Origin of the sequence: Aureimonas endophytica (assembly GCF_014642635.1) — a bacterium.
Classification (GTDB): domain Bacteria; phylum Pseudomonadota; class Alphaproteobacteria; order Rhizobiales; family Rhizobiaceae; genus Plantimonas; species Plantimonas endophytica.
The window spans coordinates 993,892-1,013,718 of sequence record NZ_BMIQ01000001.1; the positions used below are offsets into that span (position 1 = coordinate 993,892).

The window sequence follows — 19,827 nt, forward strand, 5'->3', positions numbered from 1 at the left end:
GGGCTCCCCATTCTCGTCCGATCGAAGGATCGATCAGAAGGTGCGCTTGAACTCGAGGAAGCCGCGGGTCTGGTTGTCGCGGTCCGAACCCGGGATGTCGAAGTTGACGTAGGACACTTCGCCGAGAACCGAGAAGTTCTTGGTGACCTGGTAGCCGACGTTGCCGGCGACGCCGAAGTAGTTGACCGAGCTGATGTCGGCCGCTTCGACCACACCGAGACCGGTGTTGAAGTCGAAGCCGTTGAACGTGCCGCTCAGATCGAAGGTCTCACCGTAGACGCCCGACACCGCCGCGAAGAGCTTGCCGAAGGTCTGCTGGTAAGCCGCACCGACCTGCCACTGGCTCGGGACCGCGAAGGAACCGTTGCCGGTGATGATACCGGTCGTCGGATCGACGGTACGGCCGAGATTGTTGCCGCCACCGTTCGAGTAGGTGAAGACGTTGCCGACCAGAGCGTAACGCGACGGATCCGAGGCCCAGTGACCTTCGACCTTCAGGATCGAGTCGGCGAGGATCAGGTTCTCGAGCTGCACACCGCCCTTGACGACGAACGCGCCATCGGCACCATCGTCACCGTTGAACTCGTCGGTACCGACGAAGTAGTTGCCGTAGATACCATCACCACGGCGACCGAAGTAGCTGAGGGTGTTGACGTAGTCGAAGGAGTCCTCGTCGTAGACGCCCATGATGTAGGCGCCGCCGAAGCCGCCCTTGTAGGAGAGCTTGGCGATGACGTCCGGGATGAAGTCGCCCGAGCCGTCGTCTTCGACGGAGACCGTGCCGGAGAAGCCCGAGAAGGCCGCCGTGTAGGAGATGCGGTTGGCCTGGAAGTCGCCGGCCGCCCAGTCGGTGTCGGTGAGGAGACCGTCGGAGATGCCGCCGTCGTCGGCCGTCCAGGCCGAGTCGAGGTAACCGACCGTCAGGCCGCCGAGCTGGAGATAGGCTTCCTCGGCCGCATAGGCAGCGCTGGAATTGCCGGTGGACGGGTTGTTGGTGGCCTCGAGGCGGATCTTGGCGCGCAGGGTGCCGAGCTCGGTCTCCTCGCGGGCGTCGAAGTCGAGACGGGCGCGGGTCCGGACGCCGATGTTGTAGTCGTCGCCGGAATTACGCGTGAAACCGTCGCCGTTGTCGTCGATCGCGAAGCCCTCGTTGTCGATATCGCCGTTATACTGACGGTCGTTGCCCTGGAAACGGACGCGGACGTAGCCGCCGATCTTCAGGCAGGTCTCGGTGCCGGGGATGTAGAAGAAGCCCGTGCCGTAGACGTCGCAAACGCGGACGTATTCAACCGGCTCCGGCTCGACCATGGTGACCGGGGCGTCGGCCGCACGGGCACCGGAAACCGCGACGAGAGCCGCGGCGGAGCCAAGAAGAAGGCTCTTGATGTTCATATCCTGACCTCCAGTCAAGTTATAGAGTAGGGTTGGGCCTTGTTTCGAAGGACAGCCTTCCCTGCCCCATCCCCAGCTTTGAAAGTCCGAAGCGGGACCGCCGCGTTCTTTCTGACCGGACCATTATCCACCGGCCGATCCGTTGCAATCGCCAAAAGGCCTCCACGACGGGTTCACGACGCTTTGGACACAGTGCTGTGTCTCGAAAGTCACGCTTTTGGCGAGGGGCCAGAGGCAAAGGTTAAAAGATCCTTAACGACAGGGGCTTAGCGGCCGTTCGGTGGCGAAATTCGGGGCGGTGATGCGGCGCAAATACGTCGGCGCCGCCGGACCTCCAGCGCCGTTCGAAGCGGCGCCGGGCCGGGCTTTCGCGCCGCCACGCTCCTGCCTTGACCGAAGCTTGCGCCTCGGCGAAGGCTCGGGGAGGAGGACGCCGATGGCCATCTATTCCCTCGACGGCGAGCACCCGGTCGGGATCTCGCAACAGGACGTATTCGTCGCGCCCGGCGCGCATCTCATCGGCCGTGTCCGCTTGGGCGCCGGGGTCGGCGTCTGGTTCGGCGCCGTCCTTCGCGGCGACAACGAATGGATCGAGATCGGCGCCGACACCAATATTCAGGACAATGCCGTGCTGCACAGCGATCCCGGCGCACCGCTTTCGATCGGGGCCGGCTGCACGATCGGCCATGGCGCGATCGTCCATGGCTGCACGATCGGCGACAATTGCCTCGTCGGCATGGGCGCGACGATCCTCAACGGCGCCCGGATCGGCCGCGACTCGATCGTCGGCGCGAACGCGCTCGTCACCGAGAACAAGAGCTTTCCCGACGGCTGGCTGATCATGGGCGCCCCGGCCAAGCCGGTGCGCGAACTGGACGAGGCCGCGATCGAGGCCCTGCGCGAATCGGCGCGGCGCTACCGCGCCAATGCGCAGCGCTTCGCCGCCGGTCTCCGGCGGATCGACGGAGAGCAGCCATGAGCCGAGCCGGCGGCCCCCTTCTCTTCTCCGAACGCGCGCGGCGCCTGCCGGCGACGACGCCCTTCGTCGGGCCGGAGGCGATCGAGCGGCAGAGCGGCCTGCCCTGCCGGGCGCGGCTCGGTGCCAATGAGAGCGTCTTCGGCCCCTCGCCCCGCGCCGTCGCGGCCATGGCGGAGGCGGCGGCGGCCAGCTGGGCCTATGGCGATCCCGAACAATTCGCGCTGAAGGCGGCGCTGGCGCGCCATCTCGGGATCGAGGCGAGCCACATCACCGTCGGCGAGGGCATCGACGGCCTGTTCGGCCTTCTCGTCCATCTCGCGACGGCGCCGGGCGACGCGGTGCTGACCTCCCACGGCGCCTATCCGACCTTCAACTACCATGTCGCGGCCTATGGCGCCGTGCTCCACACCGTGCCCTATCGCGGCGACCGGCAGGATCTCGACGCCCTTCTCGACCGGGCGCGGGCGCTGCGGCCGAAGCTTCTCTATTTCGCCAATCCCGACAATCCGACCGGCTCCTGGCATGAGGAGGCCGATATCCGCCGGCTGATCGACGGCGTGCCGGAGGAGACGATCCTCGTCTTGGACGAGGCCTATGGCGATCTCGCGCCGCCGACGAGTCTGCCGCCCGTCGATCTCCTGCGGCCGAATCTGCTGCGCTTCCGCACCTTCTCGAAGGCCTATGGCATGGCGGGAGTCCGCGTCGGCTATGCGATTGGCCAGCCGGAGGCGGTGCGCCAGTTCGATAAGGTGCGCAATCATTTCGGCGTGTCGCGCATTGCGCAGGCCGGGGCCGTGGCGGCGCTCGCCGACCAGGACTATCTGCGGGACACGGTCCGCCGCATCACAGCCGCACGCGACAGGCTGGGCGTGATCGCCCGGAGCGCCGGGCTCGTGCCGCTACCCTCGGCGACGAATTTCGTCGCGATCGACTGCGGGCGCGACGGCGCCTTCGCCAAGGCGGTGCTGGAGGGGGTGCTGCGGCGCGGCGTCTTCATCCGCAAGCCGGCCGTCGCTCCGCTGGATCGGCTGATCCGGGTGACGGTGGGCCGCGACGAGGATCTCGCGCTCTTCGCGGAAGCGCTGGAGGGGGCGCTCGGCGAGGCCGGCGGCGCCTGATCGGCGATCAGTGCGTGGCGAGCCAGTCGCGCGCGGCGCGCAGCGCGCGGCCGATCTCGAGCTTGCTCATCTGCTCGGCGATGTCCTGGCGGTGATAGGCGGCCCGCTCGTCGCCCTGCCGGTCGGCGAGGTTGAAATACATATGGGCGGCGACGAGATCGATGGCGCCGTCGCGGCCCGAAGCGGCGCGCATGCCCATTTCGAAGAGCACGCCGGCGCCGGTCTGGAGCTTGGCGCCGATGCCGCCGGAGGTCATTTCGGAGAAGTCGAAGCGGGCCATATCAAGTGTTCCGTTGCCTGCCGCCTGTCTTTCTACTTGGCGGCTCATGAGGCGATACTCGCAGCCGGCTTTGAAAACTCGCTTAAAAGGCAGAGCTAATTTGCCTTAAACGTCGCGGGCTCCACCAGGGTTAAGAAAGTTGCTCGTGGCCCGGATCGCCTTGCTTTCCAGGGCTTTCACGCCTGCTTCACCATGCCGCCGCGCCTTGCCGTCAATCCTCGCCTAACCATGTCTCGTCTTGCTTGGGGCCGGCGGAGCGGATCGGCCGCATGGCCGCGCCGCCGAAACCGGCCGACGAGACAGTGGATGGCGGCGCGATCGCCCGCCCATGCGAGGTGACGATGACGCGAAGACTTCTTGCCGTGCTTCTGGCCGTCTCGGCCCTCGGGCATCCCGCTGCGGCAGCCGAGCCGATCCTCGGCGACTGGCTGATCCCGAATGGCGAGATCGCCACGGCCAAGGCCTGCGGGCCGAGCTTCTGCATCATCGCCGCGAGCGGCAAGTACAAGGGCCGGCAGGTGGCGCGCGTCTCCGGCACGGCGCCGCTCTATCTCGGCGAGGTCATCGATCCGACGACGGGCAAGAGCTACGAGGGCAGCGCCAAGGTCGAAGGCGCCTCCCTCACGCTGAAGGGCTGCGCCTTCAAGATCGTCTGCCGCTCCCATGTCTGGAAGCGGCGCTAGGGCTCAGCGCGCCCGCTGGTTGAACAGCACCTTCTGCGCTTCCTTGTCGTCGGCGAGGTTGCGGCGGTGCTCGTCGCCGACCTTCAGCCCCTTCTCCACCGCCGGCCGCGCCTTCACGGTCTCGAACCAGCGCTTCAGGTTCGGAAAGTCGTCGAGGTTCTGGCCCTGGTTGGCATGCGGCACCACCCAGCCGATCGAGGCCATGTCGGCGATCGAATAGTCGCCGCCGAGATAGTCCGCCTCGCCGAGACGCCTGTTCATCACGCCATAGAGCCGGTTCACCTCGTTCGTGTAGCGGTTGATGCCGTATTCGATCTTCTCCGGTGCATATTGGCGGAAGTGATGGGCTTGGCCCGCCATGGGGCCGAGACCGCCGACCTGCCAGAACAGCCATTCGTCCACGGCGACGCGGGCGCGCTCGTCGCTGGGATAGAAGCGGCCGAACTTGCGGCCGAGATATTGCAGGATGGCTCCCGATTCGAAGACGGAGATCGGCGCGCCGCCCGGCCCTTCGGGATCGACGATCGCCGGCATGCGGTTGTTCGGCGCGATCTTCAGGAAGGCGGGCGCGAACTGCTCGCCGGCACCGATATTGATGTATTTCACCTCATAGGGAATGCCGAGTTCCTCGAGCATGATCGAGATCTTCCAGCCGTTCGGCGTCGGCCAGTAATAGAGTTCGATCGGCTGGGTCTGCGCGGTCATGGCCGTGTCGCCTTCCTGTTCGCGAGGGTCGGGCGAAGAGCTAGGGCCTCCACAGGCGCGGCGCAATGCCGCCGGATTTTCCACAAAAAGTGTTCCCTGAACGGTTGATGAAGGGTAGCATCAGCTTCGCTTCAGCCGGGAGATCCTATCCTCCCGGCCGGAACTTGGGGACTTCTGGGGGGACTGCGCATGATCCTTCGCCTGACCGTCGTGACGACGCTGATCGCCGTCTTCGCCCTGTCGATGAGCGCGCTGGTCGATTCCAGCCGCCAGCGTTCCTTCGCCGCCCCGAGCCAGGAAGGCGGCAACCAGGGCTGCCTCACGGCCGGCCTCCTCTGCGCGCCGAGCAACCAGATTCCCAACTGAGCGACGGCTGTCTTCCGCGCGTCGTGGAAGCCGTCTAGAGAAGGCCATGACGGAACTCCTCGACGCCCGCGCGACCCCTGTCCTTCGCATCCCGGAGGCGGCGCCCGGCCGCCCCTTCGACGACGCCGCAGAGGCGGTCGCCGAATTGCGACGCCTCTACGACACGGCGACCCGGTTCCTGCGCCAGAGCTTCGACGACGTGTTGAAGAGCGGCGATGTCAGCCGGCGCTATCGCGCCTTCTATCCGCAGCTTTCGCTGATCACGAGCGGTCACGGCCGCATCGATTCGCGCCTGTCCTACGGCCATGTGCCGAGCCCCGGCACCTATGCCACGAGCGTCACACGGCCGGATCTCTTCGAGAACTACCTGAAGGAGCAGATCGGCCTTCTGGTGCGCAATCACGGCGGCCCGGTGACGGTCGGCGATTCGACCACGCCGATCCCGCTGCATTTCGCCTTTCCCGAGGGTAGTCACGTCGACGGCGCCTCGGCCGACCGGCTGGCCAAGCCCCTGCGCGACATCTTCGACGTGCCGGATCTCGCCTCGACCGACGACCGCATCGTCAACGGCAATTTCGAGCCGCGCCCCGGCGAGCCGATGCCGCTGGCGCCCTTCACGGCGCAGCGCGTCGACTATTCGTTGCACCGCCTCGCCCATTACACGGCGACGAGCCCCTGGCACTTCCAGAACTACGTGCTCTTCACGAACTACCAGTTCTATGTGGACGAGTTCTGCGCGCTGGCCCGCGCCAAGATGGCGGCCGGCGGCGAGGGCTATGAGAGCTTCGTCGAGCCCGGCAATCTGGTGACGCCCGCCGGCGCGCGCGAGCCGGTGAGCGGCCTGCCCTCCGTGCGGCTGCCGCAGATGCCGGCCTATCACCTGACGGCGGCGAACGGCCGTGGCATCACCATGGTCAATATCGGCGTCGGCCCGTCCAACGCGAAGACGATCACCGATCACGTCGCGGTGCTGCGGCCGCATGCCTGGCTGATGCTCGGCCATTGCGCCGGCCTGCGGAACACCCAGGCGCTCGGCGACTATGTCCTCGCCCATGCCTATGTGCGCGAGGACCACGTGCTCGACGCCGACCTGCCGGTCTGGGTGCCGATCCCGCCGCTCGCCGAGGTGCAGGTGGCGCTGGAACAGGCGGTGGCGGAAGTCACCGGCCTTTCCGGCTACGAACTGAAGAAGATCATGCGCACCGGCACGGTGGCGACGATCGACAACCGCAATTGGGAACTGCGCGACCAGAAGGAACCGGTGGAGCGCCTGTCGCGCTCGCGCGCCGTGGCGCTCGACATGGAATCGGCGACGATCGCGGCGAACGGCTTCCGCTTCCGCGTGCCTTACGGCACCCTGCTCTGCGTTTCGGACAAGCCGCTGCATGGCGAATTGAAGCTGCCCGGCATGGCGACGGACTTCTACAAGCGGCAGGTCGCCCAGCATCTGCGGATCGGCATCCGGACGATGGAGAAGCTCGCCGACATGCCGCCGGAGCGGCTGCATTCGCGCAAGCTGCGCTCCTTCTTCGAGCCGGCCTTCCAGTAAAGTCCGGCCGCGATGCGCTCGATCTCCGTCCGCCGGCCGCGCCTGTCCTGGCGCCGCGTGGTCGCGCTCGCCGCGGCGGCGCTCACCCTATTCGTCGCTCTCGGCTTCTTCGGCGGCCTCGTGCCGCTTTTCGACACGTTCGGCCAGTTCCGCGCCCATGGCGCGATCCTGCTCCTCGTCCTCGTGCCGCCGCTCCTCTTCCAGCGGCGCTTCGGGCTCGGCGGCGCCGCATGCCTCGTCGGCTTGCTCGCCCTTTATACGGTCCTGCCCTTCCTGCCGCTGGCGACGCCGCCGGCGGATCCGGCTCCCGGCGCGCCGCGCTATACGCTCCTGCAGATGAACCTGCGCTTCGACGCGCCCGAGCCGGACAAGGCCCTCAGCCTCATCGCGCGGCTGCGCCCGGATGTCGTCACCCTGGAGGAACTGACCGGCGAGTGGCAGACCGCCCTCGAACGGATGAGTTCCGCCTATCCCTACCAGTTCTACTGCCGGAGCCGGAAGGCGGATGGCGACGTCGCCATCCTGTCGCGCCGTCCCTTTCTCGGCAGCGTGCCGGGGCGCGAGGCGACTGGCACCGACTGCGACCTCGCCAACCGGTTCGCCGTGAAGACCGTGGACTTCAACGGCCTGCCCGTGGTGATCGGCGCCGAACATCTGCGCTGGCCCTGGCCGGGCGGCCAGCACCGCATGGTGGCTTCGCTCGCGCCGCTGCTCGGCCGCCTGAGCGATCCGCTGATCATCGCCGGCGACTTCAACTCGGCCCCCTGGACGGCCACGATGCAGGCCTATGCGAAGGCGAGCCACACGCGCCTCGTCGGCGGGATCGGCCCGAGCTGGATCGCCGAATTCCTGCCGCCGGAACTCGGCCGCTATCTCGGCCTGCCGATCGACAACGTCCTCGTCTCGGACGGCGTCGAGGTGCTCGGCGTCCAGCGCGTGGAAGCGACGAGCTCCGACCACCTGCCGGTGCTCCTCACTTTCACCATGCGCTTCGCCTTGCCGGAAGAACCGGAAGTGCGCAGCGCGACGTTGCGATAGGGCCGGGTCCGCTCAGCGGCTTCGGCCCGTCCTCAGGCCGCCGTCGTGCGCGGCGTGGGGTCGGTCATGCGTATGACGATGCCGTCCGGGATGAAGAAGCCGTTCAGCATATTGCTCGACAGCGACAGGTCTCCCTGCCTGTCGCCGCCATAGATCGCCGCGAGCGCGCGAATGGCGGGATGATCGAAGGGTACGAGCCGCACCGCCGAGGGCGAAAGATCGATCCTCGACCCTGCCCGCGAAAGCACGGTGGAGACCGTGCGATAGAACTCATGCTTGTCGGGTTTCGGCACGGCCGGCACGACCCATAATCGCCAAGCGTCGAGATCCGTATCGTGGACCCAAAGCGCGGCATCCGGCCGGAACCTGGTCTTGTCGAGCTCGTCCAGGAAAAGATGGCCGTTCGTCACCAGTAAGCTTTTATCCACTCGAAAACTCCGTGTTCCGAGGAACCGACCGCCGCCAGCATCAGGCTCGCCATGTCCGCATCGATACTGGCATATCGAGCGTCGGGGTGCCATTCCGTGACGATGATCCAGTTCGAGCCGAAGTCGCTGTCGCCGTCGCACCGTCGCTTCAGTTCCGCCGTCAGCCCCGCGAGTCCGATCAGCTTGTCGAGATCGTGACTGAAGATGCCGTTGATGAACCCCCGTTCGGGAATGACCTCGGCCACGATCTGCCGTGCGATGCAGGCCTTGGGGCCGATCTCGATCGCATAGCCCGCCAGATAGTAGGCGTTCGCGAAACGTCCGTTGGCGAGAAGCAGTTGCGCGTCGGCGAGCTTGGCCTCCGCCGCTCGCCGCAGATCGTCGCGCCGCATCGTCGCCCGCCTCACATCGTCTGATAGACCGGTCCCTCGCCGCCCTGGGGCGGGACCCAGGTGATGTTCTGGTTCGGGTCCTTGATGTCGCAGGTCTTGCAGTGGACGCAGTTCTGCGCGTTGATCACGAAGCGCGGCTCGCCGCTCTCCTCCCGCCATTCGTAGACGCCGGCCGGGCAGTAGCGCTGCGACAGGCCGGCATAGACGTCGTGCTCGGAGCGCTTCTGCAGCTCCATGTCCTTCACCTTGAGATGGACCGGCTGGTCCTCCTCGTGATTGGTGTTGGAGAGGAAGACCGAGGACAGACGGTCGAAGGTGAGCACCCCGTCCGGCTTCGGATAGTCGATCACCCGGCATTCGGCGGCGGGCTTCGTCGCGGCATAGTCCGGCTTGCCGTGCTTCAGCGTGCCGAAGAAGGAGAAATTGCCGAGGAGCTGATTGCACCACATGTCGAAGGCGCCGAGCGCGACGCCCAGCGCCGTGCCGTAGCGCGACCAGAGCGGCTTGACGTTGCGCACCGGCTTCAGATCGCGGCCGATGGAGGATTGCCGCCAGCCGTTCTCGTAGTCGTGGAGCCGGTCGCGGCTGCGCCCCTCGCGGATCGCCGCCACCGCCGCCTGCGCGGCCTGCATGCCCGACGCCATCGCGTTGTGGACGCCCTTGATGCGCGGCACGTTGACGAAGCCGGCCGAGCAGCCGATCAGCGCGCCGCCCGGAAAGACCAGCTTCGGCACCGACTGCCAGCCGCCTTCGGTGATGGCGCGCGCGCCATAGGCGAGGCGCTTGCCGCCGGCGAGAAGCTCGGCGATGTCGGGATGCGTCTTATAGCGCTGGAATTCCTCGAAGGGCGAAAGATACGGGTTCTCGTAGTTCAGATGAACGACGAAGCCGACATAAACCTGGTTGCCTTCGAGGTGATAGAGGAAGGAGCCGCCGCCGGTCTTCATGTCGAGCGGCCAGCCGAAGGAATGCTGGACGAGGCCCGGCACCGCCTTTTTCGGATCGATCTCCCAGAGTTCCTTGATGCCGATGCCGAACTTGCCGGGCTCGCGGTCGTCGGAGAGGCCATAGGCGTGGATCGCCTGCTTGGCGAGCGAGCCGCGCACGCCCTCGCCGAGAAAGACATATTTGCCGAACAGCGCCATGCCGCGCTGATAGGCCGGCCCCGGCTCGCCGTCGCGGCCGATGCCCATGTCGCCCGTCGCGACGCCGATCACCGCGTTCGACTCGTCGAAGAGCAGCTCGGCCGCCGCGAAGCCCGGATAGATCTCGACGCCGAGCGCCTCCGCCTTCTCGGCCAGCCATTTGCAGACGAGGCCGAGCGAGACGACGTAATTGCCCTCGTTGTCCATGATCTTCGGCATGGCGAAGGTCGGCAGGCGGACGCGCCCCTGCGGCCCGTAGAAATAGAACCGGTCCTTCGTCACCTTCTGGCGGATCGGCGTCTCCTCCTCGCGCCATTCCGGCAGGAGCTCGTCGAGGGCGGAGGGATCGAGGACGCAGCCGGACAGGATGTGGATGCCGACCTCGGCGGCCTTTTCCAGGACGACGACCGAGAGATCGGGATCGAGCTGCTTCAGCCGGATCGCCGCCGCCAGCCCCGCCGGCCCCGCGCCGACGATCACCACGTCGAATTCCATCGACTCGCGTTCGGGCAGCGCCTCGTTGCCGTTCATCGCCCCTCCCTCTCCATCCACTCGCCACGCTTGGCGCCGGCCCGGCGCCTGCCCGCCTTGGAACATTTCCAACCCGATCCGCGAGACATAGACGGCTCCCCCGCCGGCATCAAATGTCCTGGATGAGACAGGCTTCATCCCTTTGGGAAAAAACCGCCATATCGCCGGCCGCCCCACTCGGGCTATGAAGGCGCCATGACGGACGGGAACAGTTCCGCGACGCCGCGCGAGGCGGCGGCCGCCCTCCTCGACTGGTACGCGCTGGCCGGGATCGACACGATCCTCGGCGAGGCGCCGCGCGACCGTTTCGCCGAGACGGCGGCGCTCCAGGCGGCGCGGGCGCGCCCGGCCCCGCCGCCCCCCGCCCCGCCGCCGGAAGAGCCGCCGCCGCGCGCCAGCGCCGCGGCCGCCGCCCGCCCGGCGGTCGCCGTGCCGGACGACGTCGCCGTCGCCCAGGCCCGCGACATAGCCGCCCGCGCCCAAAGCCTCGACGCGCTGCGCGCCGGCCTCATGACCTTCCAGGGCTGCAACCTGCGGCTGACGGCGAAGAACACGGTGTTCGGCGACGGCGATCCGGCGGCCCGCGTGATGCTGATCGGCGAGGCGCCGGGCCGCGAGGAGGACATCGCGGGCGTTCCCTTCGTCGGCCGCTCCGGCCAATTGCTCAATCGCATGCTGGCGGCGATCGGCATCGCCCGCGAGACGATGTGGATCACCAATACCGTGCCCTGGCGCCCGCCGGGCAACCGCCCGCCGACGCCGGCCGAGACGGAGATCTGCCTGCCCTTCGTCGCCCGCCAGATCGAGCTGGTGCGGCCGAAGCTCTTGATCTGCCTCGGCTCGCCGGCGACCAAGGCGATCCTGCGCAACGAGGAGGGCATTCTGCGCCTGCGCGGCAAATGGCTGAGCTATGCCTACGGGCCGCAGGACGCGGAGACACTGCCGGCGATCCCGATGCTGCACCCGGCCTATCTCCTGCGCCAGCCGGCGCAGAAGAAGCTCGCCTGGCGCGATCTCCTCGCGGTGCGGGCGAAGCTGGACGAGCTCGGCGAGACGCCCGGCGAATGACGGTTTCGGCCCGTCTTCTGTCGTCATCGCGGGCTGGCGGAGCGCCTTCCGCCTGCTAGAGGAGGCGGGCGGAGACGGCGCGACCGCGCGTCTTCGTCCGCTTCGCGTCCAGGCCCGCCATGTCCACCCTGCTTCCGATCGTCTCGCTGCTCCTGTCCGTCTTCTTCCTGATGTCGGGGGCGGGTCTCCTCGGTATCGTCCTGCCGGTGCGCGGCTCGATCGAGGGCTGGTCCACCTATGAGATCGGCCTTCTCGGCACCGGCTATGCCGTCGCCTTCACGGTCGGCTGCCTGCTCGTGCCGCGCCTGTTGCGGCGGGTCGGCCATGTGCGGACCTTTTCCAGCCTCTGCGCCCTCCTCGCCATCGCGGTGCTGCTCAACGCGCTGGTGGTGCACCCGATCGCCTGGATCGTCTTTCGCGGCACGGCGGGCTTTGCCCTCGCCGGCAGCTACATGGTGATCGAGAGCTGGCTGAACGAGCGCGTCAACAACGAGACGCGCGGCCGCATCTTCTCGATCTACATGATCGTCTCGATGTCGGCGATGATGAGCGGCCAGTTCATGATGCCGCTCGCCCGGCCGGAAACGCCCAATCCCTTCATGTTCTGCGCGATCCTCTTCGCGCTGGCGGTCATCCCGACCGCCCTGTCGCGGGCGCCGTCTCCCAAGCCGCTCGAAGCGGTGAAGCTCGACCTGCAGGTGATCTTCCGCAACTCGCCCGCTGCCGCCGTCGGCGTCTTCCTCGCCGGCATGATCTCGGGCTCGTGGAACAACATGGCCCCGGTCTTCGCCCAGCGCATCGGCTTCTCGACGGCCGAGATCGCGGCCCTGCTCGCCGTGACGCAGGCCGGCGGCATCGCCCTGCAATATCCGCTCGGCCGCGTTTCCGACCGGGTCGACCGCCGCCATGTGATGACCGGCATCGGGCTCCTCGGCCTCGCGGTCGCCCTGTTCGGCCTGTTCTTCCTGCGCCACGACGTCGTTCTGGTGCTCGCCACGGCCTTCGTGCTCGGCAGCGTCGCCTATCCGGCCTATTCGCTCGCCGTCGCCCATGCCAACGACTATGCGCGACCGGCCGATTTCGTGCGCCTGTCCGGCGGCCTCCTCATCCTTTACGGCTTCGGCACGATGGGCGGGCCGCTCTTCTCCGCCTGGCTGATGGAGCGGCTGGGTCCGAGCGGCATCTTCGCGGCGACGGGCGCCGGCCACGGCCTCTATGCCGCCTATGCCTTCTACCGCACCTTCCGCCGACAGGCGCCGCCCGTCTCGGCGCGGCCGGATTTCCGCTCCACCCCGCTCGCCCGGACGCAGACGCCGGCGGCGCTGCGCCTCGACCCGCGCTCGGAGGAAAAGCCGAGCGGCGCCTGACTGCCCACTGCCGGCGGAATTGCCGCTCGCGGCGCCGCTGAAGGTGGTCAATCACGGACCCGGGTGAAGCGCCTTCGACAGAAAGAAGCGCGTGCGCTCGCCGACGAAGCGCGGCAGGCTGCCGAAGACGGCATAGCCCGCCGCCTCGTAGGCCCGCTTCGCCACTGGGTTGAACGTATCGATCCAGGCGGAATGGCAGCCGCGCCGCAGCGCCTCCGCCTCGGCCTCGGCGAGGAGGCGCCCCGCCATGCCCTTGCCGCGCTCGGCTTCGGCCAGCCAGAGCTGGCCGGTGAAGAGCCAGTTCCAGGCGGTGAAGCCGACGAGGCCGCCCGTCACCGGCCCGCCCGCCTCCGGCCGCAGCAGGACGGCGAGCGGGCGCCGGTCAGGCTCGCCGACCTCGGCGGCGTTGAAGGCGGTCAGCTGCCGCAGCACGCGGTCGAGATCGGCGGGATCGGCCTGTTCCAGAACCTCGATCGGCATGAAGCCTCCGTCATGGCGAGGGCGGCGAGACCTTGCGCGCCTTGCGCCGCTCGATGCCGAGCTGGTGCTCGCGGAAGATGATGTAGATGCCCGCCGCGACGACGACGAGACCGCCGACGAGCGTCGAGGGCGTCACGATCTCCTCGAACAGAAAGGCGCCGAGGGCGATCGCGAGGACAAGCGAGGTATATTCGAAGGGCGCGATGGTCGAAGCGTCCGCGTAGCGATAGCAGCCGGTGAGGAGGAGCTGGCCGACACCGCCGCAGAGCCCGGCGCAGACGAGGAGGACGGCCTGGTCCGAGCGCGGCCAGACCCAGCCGAAGGGCAGGGAGACGAGCGCGATCGTGCTGGAGGTCAGCGTGAAATAGACGACGATCGTCGCGGTCTTCTCCGTCCTGACGAGGCGGCGGATCTGGATCATCGCGACCGCCGAGACGGCGGCGGCCCCGAGGGAAGCGAGAATGCCGACGCCCTCCGCCCGGTCGAAGCCTTCCGAGAAAAGCGTCAGCTTCGGCAGCGAGACGATGAGGATGCCCACCAGCCCGACCAGAACCGCCGACCAGCGATAGAGCCGCACCTTCTCCTTCAGGAACAGCGCGGCGAAGACGACGGTGAGCAGCGGGGCGCCGTAGGAGATCGAGATCCATTCGGGATAGGGCAGCCGCGTCAGCGCGAAGAAGCCGAGCCCCATGGAGGTGACGCCGATCAGGCCGCGAAAGAAATGGCCGGGAAGATCGTCGGTCCTCAGCGCCGTTGCGAGATCGCCCAGCCACCAGAGATAGAGGGCGACGGGGACGAGGGCGAAGAAGGACCGGAAGAACACGATCTCGCCGGCCGGAATGCCCTCGCCCGCCAGCTTGATCAGCGTCTGCATGGCGACGAAGACGATCACCGAGACGACCTTCAGCAGGATGCCGCGCAGGGGATCGCCACCGCGATCGACGGCTGCCGGGGAGAGGGTCATGGACTGCCTTTCGCGCGGGACGGCCGCGGCTCGCCGGCCCCCTCGCCTCGCTGGGGAGCGAGCGGCCCGGCAAGGGAGCCGCATCGCGCGGTCTGGATAGGCCTCGAAGTTCCGCCATGCAAGGCGGCGCGATCCGTTTGGCAAAGGCGGCGGGGAGGTCTATCCAAGGCGGGAGAAGACGCAGGACAAACCGATGCAGCGCAGCGACAACGCCCAGATCACCCGGCTCGAGGACTATACTCCGACCCCCTTCGCGGCGCAGCGGGTCGAGATGGTGTTTCGCCTCTTCTCCGACCGGACGGAGGTCGAGACGACGACGATCCTGGAGCGGCGCGCCGGCATCGACGCCGCCGAGCCGCTGCGCCTTGCCGGCGACGAGATCGCGCCGGTGCGCGTCGCGGTGGACGGCGCCGCCGTCCGGCCCGAGGCGATGGTCGTCGACGAGAACGGCCTCACCCTTTCGGACCTGCCGGCGAGCGGGTCCTTCGCGCTCACCATCGGCACGATCCTGGAGCCCGCCCGCAACACGAAGCTCATGGGCCTCTACCGGTCGAACGGCATCTGGTGCACCCAGTGCGAGGCGGAGGGCTTTCGGCGGATCACCTATTTCCTCGACCGGCCGGACGTGCTCGCCACCTATCTCGTGCGCATCGAGGCCGATCGGGATACGGCGCCCGTTCTCCTCTCCAACGGCAATCTTGTGGACAGCGGCGATCTCGGCGGCGGGCGGCACTATGCCGTCTGGGACGATCCCTTCCCGAAGCCCTCCTATCTCTTCGCCCTCGTCGCCGGCGCGCTGGACGAGCTTGCCGACAGCTTCACCACTGCGAGCGGCCGGCATGTGAAGCTCGGCATCTTCACCGAGCGCGGCCAGTCGGACGGCGCCATCTACGCGATGGACGCGCTGAAGCGCTCCATGGCCTGGGACGAGCGCCGCTTCGGGCGCGAATACGATCTCGACGTCTTCAATATCGTCGCCATCTCCGACTTCAACATGGGGGCGATGGAGAACAAGGGCCTCAACGTCTTCAACCACAAATACGTGCTGCTCGACCCGGACACGGCGACGGACGGCGACTATGCGGGCGTCGAGACGGTGATCGCCCACGAATATTTCCACAACTGGACAGGCAACCGCATCACCTGCCGCGACTGGTTCCAGCTCTGCCTCAAGGAAGGGCTGACCGTGTTCCGCGACCAGGAATTCTCGGCCGACGAGCGCTCGGCGCCGGTGAAGCGCATCGCCTCGGTGCGCGGGCTGAAGGCGCACCAGTTCCCAGAGGACCAGGGTCCGCTCCAGCATCCGGTGCGCCCGAGCCAGTATCGCGAGATCTCCAACTTCTACACCGCCACGATCTACGACAAGGGTGCCGAGCTGGTGCGGATGATCGAGACGATCCTCGGCCGCGAGCGCTTCCGCGCCGGCATGGATCTCTATTTCGAGCGGCATGACGGCGACGCCGCGACGATCGAGGACTTCATCCGCTGTTTCGAGGAGGCGGGCGACATCGACCTGTCGCAATTCTCGCGCTGGTATTTCCAGGCCGGCACGCCGACCCTGTCGGTCACGCAGGACTACGATGCCGGAGCGGGCCGCCTGACGCTGCGCCTCGCCCAGGCGCTGGCGCCCGGCGCCGCCGGAACGCCCATCCTACCCTTCCACATCCCGGTGCGCTTCGGCCTCGTCGGCTCGAACGGCCAGGACATGGAGGCGCGCCCCGCCGCCGGCGCTCCGGTGGAGCGCGACGTGATCCACTTGCGCGAGCCGGAGGCAGAAATCGTCTTCGAGGGTCTCGCCGAACGGCCCTATGTCTCGGTGCTGCGCGACTTCTCCGCGCCCGTGACGCTGAAGGACGACCAGACGCCGGCCGACCGGCTGGCCCTCGCCCGGCTCGACCCCAATCCCTTCAACCGCTGGCGGGCGCTGTCCGATCTCGTCGGCGCCACCCTGGTGCGGGCGGCGAGCGACGCGCGGCGCGGCAGCGAGCCGGAGGTCGATCCGGCCGTCGTCGAGGCGCTCGTCTCCTCGGCCGACGACGAGGGGCTCGACGCCGCCCTGCGCGCCCAGATGCTGTCGCTGCCGAGCGAATCCGACATCGCCCGTCTCATCGGCGAGGATGTCGATCCGGTCGCCATCCATCGCGGGCGCGAGGCGGTCTTCGTCGCGGTCGGCGCCAAGGGCGCCCAGCGCTTCGCCGCGCTCGGCGACCGGCTGGCGACGGCGGCAAGCTTCTCGCCGGATGCCGCCAGCGCCGGGCGCCGGGCGCTCGCCAACGCGCTGCTCGACTACCGGGCGGCCGCCGCCGGCGAGCCGGACCTCGCCTCCCGGCAATACGAGCGCGCGACCAACATGACCGACCGGCTCGCCGCGCTCGCCGTCCTCGCCCATCGCTTCCCCGGCACGCCGGCTTCGGAGGCGGCACTCGCGGCCTTCTACAGGCGCTACGAGACCAACGCCCTCGTCATCGACAAATGGTTCGCGCTCCAGGCGACGACCCCGCGCGAGGACGCGCTGGAGGTGGTGAAGTCGCTGGCCGACCATCCGAAATTCCGGCTCGCCAATCCGAACCGCGCCCGCTCGTTGGTCGGCTCCTTCGCCGCCGGCAACCAGCTCGCCTTCAACCGGGCGGATGGTGCCGGCTATCGGTTCGTTGCAGAAATGATTCACTCGATCGACCGTCTCAATCCGCAGATCGCCGCTCGAATCGCGACCGCTTTCCGGTCATGGCGAAGCTTCGACGCGAAGCGGCGCGGCCAAGCCCATGAGGCGCTTGCGGAACTCGCCGCGCGGCCGGATTTGTCCCCGGACCTTCGCGATATTGTGGATAGGTCGCTCGGCTGATTGACTCCCGGCGAGGCGCAAAATCCGCGCCTCGTCAAGCTATGGACAAGCCGATTCGGGTCTGATCAATTGGCGACGATTCGAATGTGCGGCGTTCAGAATCGTTACGAGGATCAATAGCTTAGAGCGATGCGGATGGGTTCGGACGCTTCATGCGTGCCGGCCGAGGCGAAACGTTTGCCGCGTTTCGTCCGGCCGCTGAATATGCAGACGTCCTTCTCCACGCGGCTGCGTCTCGTGCGCGGTCTCGGCCGGCGCTCGCTGATCGTCTCCGAGCCGCTGCTGCGCCGCGCCACCCCGATCTTCCTCATCGTCTTCCTGGCCGTGCTCGGCATCGCCGCCGCGATGATGCTGATCGAGGAGCGCCGCTTCGTGCGGGCCGACGCCTTCCAGGACCTGAAGGTCGGGGCGAGCCTGGTGCGCGCCGAGCGCGACGACGTGCTGGCCTCGGAAGGTCTCGACCCGGCCGCCCAGGCAAGCGCCCTGGTGACGAGCGCCCTGCCCGCCGAACTGATGACCAAGGGCCGCTTCGCCGTTGTCAGCGACGAGGACGGCACGGTGATCGCCGCGACGGCCGGCCATGACGCGCTGATCGGCGACCGGCTCGAAAACCTCTTCGCCGGCATCCAGCCGCTCCTGATGTTCGGCGAGCGGGCCGGCGTGATGGAAACCGACTTCCAGGGCGAATCCGTCCTCGTCTCGACGGCGCAGCTCGGCAATGCGCTCGGCTCGATCGTGCTGGTGCAGCCGAAGGCCGAGCTCTACGCCAAATGGCGGCGCCTGGTCTCCATCTGCGTCACCGTCTACGCCATGACGAGCCTGATCCTGCTCGTCATTCTCTACGCCTATTTCTGCCAGTCGATGCGCGCCCGCCTCGCCGACGCGGAGCTGAGCGACACGCATCGCCGGGTGGAGACCGCCCTGTCGCGCGGCCGCTGCGGCCTCTGGGACTGGGACCTCGCGCGCGGCCGCATGTTCTGGTCGCGCTCCATGCACGAGATCCTCGGCATGCGCAGCGAGAACGGCATCCTGTCCTTCGGCGACGTCTCGGCGCTGATCCATCCCGACGACGGCGACCTCTTCGCCGTGGCCCGCGTCGTCGCCGCCGGCAAGGTGCGCCATCTCGACCGCACCTTCCGCATGCGCCGCTCCGACGGCACCTATATCTGGCTGCGCGCCCGCGCCGAGGTGACGCGCAATGCCGAGAACGAGATCCATCTGATCGGCGTCGCGGTGGACGTGACCGAGCACCACGCCCTCGCCAAGCGGACGGACGAGGCCAATGCCCGTCTGAAGAACGCCGTCGAGAACATCTCGGAAAGCTTCGTCCTCTGGGACGCCGCGCATTGCCTCGTGCTCTGCAACCAGAAATACCAGAACGTCTTCGGCCTTGCCGGCCAGGACGTCCAGCCGGGCTCGCATTACAACGACGTGATGGCGAAGGCCCGCCGGCCGATCGAGACCCGCCCGCTGATCAGCCCCGGCGGCGCCAGCGGCGAAAGCGTCTACGAGGCGATGCTGGCCGACGGGCGCTGGCTTCAGATTTCCGAGCGCGGCACCAGCGACGGCGGCTTCGTCTCCATCGGCACGGACGTCACCCAGCTGAAGCTGCACCAGGAGCGGCTGAGCACCTCCGAACAGCGGCTCATCGCCACGATCAACGCCCTGTCCAACGCCCGCAGCGATGCCGAGGCGAAGGCGAAGGAGCTGGAGATCCTGAACGGCAGCTATATTGAGGAGAAGGAGCGCGCCGAGGGCGCGAGCCGCGCCAAGACGACCTTCCTCGCCAATATGAGCCACGAGCTGCGCACGCCGCTGAACGCCATCATCGGCTTCTCCGAGATCATGCGCGACGGCACCTTCGGCCCGGTCGGCTGCCAGAAATACGTGGAATATGCCTCGGACATCAACGCCAGCGGGCACTATCTCCTGAAGCTGATCAACGACATCCTCGACATGTCGAAGATCGAGGCCGGCCGGCTGATGCTCTCGCCGGAGCCGGTGGACCTCACCGAGATCGTCGGCGAGGCGCGCAAGATCGTCGAGGTCCAGGCGGCGCAGAAATCGCTCGACTTCGAGATGCGCATGGAAGGCGACCTGCATCTGACGGCCGATCGCCGGGCGACGAAGCAGATCCTTCTCAACCTTCTCGCCAATGCGGTGAAGTTCACCAATTGCGGCGGCCGGGTGGAACTGCGCGCCCGGCGTGTCGGCCGCCACGCCTTCATCAGCATCGCCGATACTGGCATCGGCATCTCGCGCAATGCGCTGAAGAACCTCGGCAAGCCCTTCGAGCAGGTCGAGAACGAGCTGACGCGCACCAACAAGGGCACCGGCCTCGGCCTCGCCATCGCCCGCTCGCTGATCGAACTGCATGGCGGCTCGATCCGCATCGCCTCCCATGCTGGGCGCGGCACCGTCGTGTCGCTGCGCATGCCGGTCGGCCTCGACGCCGCGCCGGACGGCAGTCGGCTGATGGCGGCGCGGGCCGCCTGACGGC

At 67.8% G+C, this 19,827-nt stretch carries 18 protein-coding genes; 10 read left to right on the forward strand and 8 right to left on the reverse strand.

Features of this window, described 5'->3' with window-relative positions:
- Window positions 1-33 precede the first annotated feature (33 nt).
- Entirely contained in the window at window positions 34-1,392 is a 1,359-nt protein-coding gene (locus IEY14_RS04960) for a porin (protein ID WP_188907059.1), read from the reverse strand.
- A 436-nt stretch (window positions 1,393-1,828) separates the two neighbouring features.
- Between IEY14_RS04960 and IEY14_RS04965 the strand changes: the two genes are divergently transcribed.
- Window positions 1,829-2,371, forward strand: coding sequence for a gamma carbonic anhydrase family protein (locus IEY14_RS04965; protein WP_188907060.1), 543 nt, complete (start codon window positions 1,829-1,831; stop codon window positions 2,369-2,371).
- Window positions 2,368-3,489, forward strand: coding sequence for a pyridoxal phosphate-dependent aminotransferase (locus tag IEY14_RS04970; protein ID WP_188907061.1), 1,122 nt, complete (start codon window positions 2,368-2,370; stop codon window positions 3,487-3,489). Before IEY14_RS04965 ends, IEY14_RS04970 begins: the two co-directional genes overlap by 4 nt.
- Before the next feature lie 7 nt (window positions 3,490-3,496).
- Here IEY14_RS04970 and IEY14_RS04975 read toward each other — a convergent pair whose 3' ends face one another.
- Window positions 3,497-3,769, reverse strand: a complete 273-nt coding sequence (locus IEY14_RS04975) for a sel1 repeat family protein (protein WP_188907062.1) — start codon at window positions 3,767-3,769, stop codon at window positions 3,497-3,499.
- 341 nt (window positions 3,770-4,110) lie between these two features.
- On the opposite strand from IEY14_RS04975, the gene IEY14_RS04980 reads away from it, so the two are divergent.
- Window positions 4,111-4,452: a DUF2147 domain-containing protein gene (locus tag IEY14_RS04980; protein ID WP_188907397.1), complete on the forward strand. Its 342-nt coding sequence runs from the start codon at window positions 4,111-4,113 to the stop codon at window positions 4,450-4,452.
- Between the two features lie 3 nt (window positions 4,453-4,455).
- Here the strand turns inward: IEY14_RS04980 and IEY14_RS04985 are convergent, their stop codons facing one another.
- The gene (locus tag IEY14_RS04985; RefSeq protein ID WP_188907063.1) at window positions 4,456-5,157 is read right to left on the reverse strand and encodes a glutathione S-transferase N-terminal domain-containing protein; all 702 of its coding nucleotides are present in this window, start codon (window positions 5,155-5,157) and stop codon (window positions 4,456-4,458) included.
- A 189-nt stretch (window positions 5,158-5,346) separates the two neighbouring features.
- Between IEY14_RS04985 and IEY14_RS04990 the strand changes: the two genes are divergently transcribed.
- The 3 genes from IEY14_RS04990 to IEY14_RS05000 are packed head-to-tail and all read left to right on the forward strand — an operon-like array spanning window position 5,347 to window position 8,110.
- Window positions 5,347-5,523 carry a hypothetical protein gene (locus tag IEY14_RS04990; RefSeq protein WP_188907064.1) on the forward strand — a complete coding sequence of 59 codons (177 nt, stop codon included), beginning with the start codon at window positions 5,347-5,349 and terminating at the stop codon, window positions 5,521-5,523.
- 46 nt (window positions 5,524-5,569) lie between these two features.
- Window positions 5,570-7,072 carry an AMP nucleosidase gene (locus IEY14_RS04995; protein WP_188907065.1) on the forward strand — a complete coding sequence of 501 codons (1,503 nt, stop codon included), beginning with the start codon at window positions 5,570-5,572 and terminating at the stop codon, window positions 7,070-7,072.
- 12 nt (window positions 7,073-7,084) lie between these two features.
- Window positions 7,085-8,110: an endonuclease/exonuclease/phosphatase family protein gene (locus tag IEY14_RS05000; protein WP_188907066.1), complete on the forward strand. Its 1,026-nt coding sequence runs from the start codon at window positions 7,085-7,087 to the stop codon at window positions 8,108-8,110.
- 32 nt (window positions 8,111-8,142) lie between these two features.
- On the opposite strand, the gene IEY14_RS05005 is transcribed toward IEY14_RS05000, so the two are convergent.
- The 3 genes from IEY14_RS05005 to IEY14_RS05015 are packed head-to-tail and all read right to left on the reverse strand — an operon-like array spanning window position 8,143 to window position 10,606.
- On the reverse strand, window positions 8,143-8,538 hold the full coding sequence (locus IEY14_RS05005) for a hypothetical protein (RefSeq protein ID WP_188907067.1): 396 nt from the start codon (window positions 8,536-8,538) through the stop codon (window positions 8,143-8,145).
- Complete coding sequence (locus IEY14_RS05010) at window positions 8,517-8,930, reverse strand: HEPN domain-containing protein (protein WP_188907068.1); 414 nt, start codon at window positions 8,928-8,930, stop codon at window positions 8,517-8,519. The genes IEY14_RS05005 and IEY14_RS05010 overlap by 22 nt, the downstream gene beginning before the upstream one ends.
- Before the next feature lie 11 nt (window positions 8,931-8,941).
- Window positions 8,942-10,606: an electron transfer flavoprotein-ubiquinone oxidoreductase gene (locus IEY14_RS05015; RefSeq protein ID WP_188907069.1), complete on the reverse strand. Its 1,665-nt coding sequence runs from the start codon at window positions 10,604-10,606 to the stop codon at window positions 8,942-8,944.
- A gap of 195 nt (window positions 10,607-10,801) precedes the next feature.
- Here IEY14_RS05015 and IEY14_RS05020 point away from each other — a divergent pair, with 195 nt between their 5' ends.
- Window positions 10,802-11,674, forward strand: coding sequence for a uracil-DNA glycosylase (locus IEY14_RS05020; protein ID WP_188907070.1), 873 nt, complete (start codon window positions 10,802-10,804; stop codon window positions 11,672-11,674).
- 119 nt (window positions 11,675-11,793) lie between these two features.
- On the forward strand, window positions 11,794-13,041 hold the full coding sequence (locus IEY14_RS05025; protein ID WP_188907071.1) for an MFS transporter: 1,248 nt from the start codon (window positions 11,794-11,796) through the stop codon (window positions 13,039-13,041).
- A gap of 51 nt (window positions 13,042-13,092) precedes the next feature.
- On the opposite strand, the gene IEY14_RS05030 is transcribed toward IEY14_RS05025, so the two are convergent.
- The gene (locus IEY14_RS05030) at window positions 13,093-13,521 is read right to left on the reverse strand and encodes a GNAT family N-acetyltransferase (protein ID WP_188907072.1); all 429 of its coding nucleotides are present in this window, start codon (window positions 13,519-13,521) and stop codon (window positions 13,093-13,095) included.
- A gap of 10 nt (window positions 13,522-13,531) precedes the next feature.
- Complete coding sequence (locus tag IEY14_RS05035) at window positions 13,532-14,485, reverse strand: DMT family transporter (protein WP_188907073.1); 954 nt, start codon at window positions 14,483-14,485, stop codon at window positions 13,532-13,534.
- A gap of 193 nt (window positions 14,486-14,678) precedes the next feature.
- Between IEY14_RS05035 and pepN the strand changes: the two genes are divergently transcribed.
- Both pepN and IEY14_RS05045 read left to right on the forward strand, forming a co-directional pair.
- On the forward strand, window positions 14,679-17,327 hold the full coding sequence (gene pepN / locus IEY14_RS05040; protein WP_188907074.1) for an aminopeptidase N: 2,649 nt from the start codon (window positions 14,679-14,681) through the stop codon (window positions 17,325-17,327).
- A gap of 204 nt (window positions 17,328-17,531) precedes the next feature.
- Window positions 17,532-19,823, forward strand: coding sequence for a sensor histidine kinase (locus IEY14_RS05045; protein WP_188907075.1), 2,292 nt, complete (start codon window positions 17,532-17,534; stop codon window positions 19,821-19,823).
- Window positions 19,824-19,827: the final 4 nt, after the last annotated feature.

What these genes read in the sequence shown, in the direction of transcription:
- IEY14_RS04960 (WP_188907059.1), bottom strand. Translation starts at nt 1,392, where the DNA reads ATGAACATCAAGAGCCTTCTTCTTGGCTCCGCCGCGGCTCTCGTCGCG.
- IEY14_RS04965 (WP_188907060.1), top strand. Translation starts at nt 1,829, where the DNA reads ATGGCCATCTATTCCCTCGACGGCGAGCACCCGGTCGGGATCTCGCAA.
- IEY14_RS04970 (WP_188907061.1), top strand. Translation starts at nt 2,368, where the DNA reads ATGAGCCGAGCCGGCGGCCCCCTTCTCTTCTCCGAACGCGCGCGGCGC.
- IEY14_RS04975 (WP_188907062.1), bottom strand. Translation starts at nt 3,769, where the DNA reads ATGGCCCGCTTCGACTTCTCCGAAATGACCTCCGGCGGCATCGGCGCC.
- IEY14_RS04980 (WP_188907397.1), top strand. Translation starts at nt 4,111, where the DNA reads ATGACGCGAAGACTTCTTGCCGTGCTTCTGGCCGTCTCGGCCCTCGGG.
- IEY14_RS04985 (WP_188907063.1), bottom strand. Translation starts at nt 5,157, where the DNA reads ATGACCGCGCAGACCCAGCCGATCGAACTCTATTACTGGCCGACGCCG.
- IEY14_RS04990 (WP_188907064.1), top strand. Translation starts at nt 5,347, where the DNA reads ATGATCCTTCGCCTGACCGTCGTGACGACGCTGATCGCCGTCTTCGCC.
- IEY14_RS04995 (WP_188907065.1), top strand. Translation starts at nt 5,570, where the DNA reads ATGACGGAACTCCTCGACGCCCGCGCGACCCCTGTCCTTCGCATCCCG.
- IEY14_RS05000 (WP_188907066.1), top strand. Translation starts at nt 7,085, where the DNA reads ATGCGCTCGATCTCCGTCCGCCGGCCGCGCCTGTCCTGGCGCCGCGTG.
- IEY14_RS05010 (WP_188907068.1), bottom strand. Translation starts at nt 8,930, where the DNA reads ATGCGGCGCGACGATCTGCGGCGAGCGGCGGAGGCCAAGCTCGCCGAC.
- IEY14_RS05015 (WP_188907069.1), bottom strand. Translation starts at nt 10,606, where the DNA reads ATGAACGGCAACGAGGCGCTGCCCGAACGCGAGTCGATGGAATTCGAC.
- IEY14_RS05020 (WP_188907070.1), top strand. Translation starts at nt 10,802, where the DNA reads ATGACGGACGGGAACAGTTCCGCGACGCCGCGCGAGGCGGCGGCCGCC.
- IEY14_RS05025 (WP_188907071.1), top strand. Translation starts at nt 11,794, where the DNA reads ATGTCCACCCTGCTTCCGATCGTCTCGCTGCTCCTGTCCGTCTTCTTC.
- IEY14_RS05030 (WP_188907072.1), bottom strand. Translation starts at nt 13,521, where the DNA reads ATGCCGATCGAGGTTCTGGAACAGGCCGATCCCGCCGATCTCGACCGC.
- IEY14_RS05035 (WP_188907073.1), bottom strand. Translation starts at nt 14,485, where the DNA reads ATGACCCTCTCCCCGGCAGCCGTCGATCGCGGTGGCGATCCCCTGCGC.
- pepN (WP_188907074.1), top strand. Translation starts at nt 14,679, where the DNA reads ATGCAGCGCAGCGACAACGCCCAGATCACCCGGCTCGAGGACTATACT.
- IEY14_RS05045 (WP_188907075.1), top strand. Translation starts at nt 17,532, where the DNA reads ATGCAGACGTCCTTCTCCACGCGGCTGCGTCTCGTGCGCGGTCTCGGC.